At 67.0% G+C, this 1,027-nt stretch carries 1 protein-coding gene; it reads left to right on the top strand.

All coding sequences use genetic code 11. The features are described from left to right. Nucleotides 1-47: 47 nt before the first annotated feature. A partial coding sequence (locus tag ACIHAD_RS48885; protein WP_397361754.1) for an OmpA family protein occupies nt 48-1,027 on the top strand: 980 nt, incomplete at its 3' end.

Below are 1,027 nucleotides of genomic sequence, written 5' to 3'. Positions count from 1 at the left end.
GCCCCTCGATGCCGCCCTCCACCCCGGCTGCGGCGGAGGCGAACTACGTGAGCGAGGGCATGGTCGGCTTCTACATCGCCAACCCCTTCAAGATCGAGGTGCGGGCCATCGAGCGGCACGCCAAGCTGACCGTGTTACGCATGGAGATCATGACCACGGCGGCCACCAACACCGCCGGCGACTTCGGCTACGGCACCATGCCGACCTCCTTCGCCAGGTTCAGGTTGTTCGACCCGATCGGCAGGAAGATCTACTTCACCCTGCGTGAGAACGACGCCAACGGCGACGCCTTCGGCACCAGGAACCGCAAGGCCACGGCCGACTATCCCGACGACTTCGTGCCAGGCGTGCGCTACCCGGTGGAGGTCTACTTCCCGCCGCTTCCCACCGCCGCCAGGACGATGTCGATCGTGCCCGACCTGCCGATGGGCCCGATGACCGGCATCCCGGTCACCGACGGCGGCGCTGAGCCGACCGCCCGTGAGCGCGGTTCCTCCGAGATGCCGAAGACCGGCGACACGTTCCAATGGCCCGTCCTCGCGCCGGACGGGGAGATCTGGTCAGCCGTCTCCGACGTGAACGAACTGGTGGAGACACCGGTGAAGACCACCACCCAGGCGGGCGACACGGAGACGATCGGCCTGCGCACCGACGTCCTGTTCGCCTTCGACAAAGCGCGGCTGAGCACGAAGGCGGCAGCCGTACTCGACGACGTGGTCGCAGAGACCAGGCGACGGGCCGACCCCGCCAAACCGCCCATCACGATCACCGGCCACACCGACGACAAGGGCGCCGACGACTACAACCAGACGCTGTCGATCGAACGAGCCGAAGCGGTGCAGAAGTATCTGGCCGCCAGGCTCGGCAACGACTACCAGTACCGACCGGAAGGCAAGGGCGAGAGCGAGCCGATCGCCAAGAACCAGAAGCGGGACGGCAGCGACAATCCGGCAGGACGGGCCAGGAACCGCCGCGTAGAGATCTCCTACTCCATCAAGCAACAGGGCCCGGACGTGGCCACCACCAC

The organism is Nonomuraea sp. NPDC052265 (assembly GCF_044547985.1).
Taxonomy (GTDB): domain Bacteria; phylum Actinomycetota; class Actinomycetes; order Streptosporangiales; family Streptosporangiaceae; genus Nonomuraea.
Note: the sequence above shows the minus strand (reverse complement) of the source record. Positions and strands in the feature narration are given on the sequence as shown.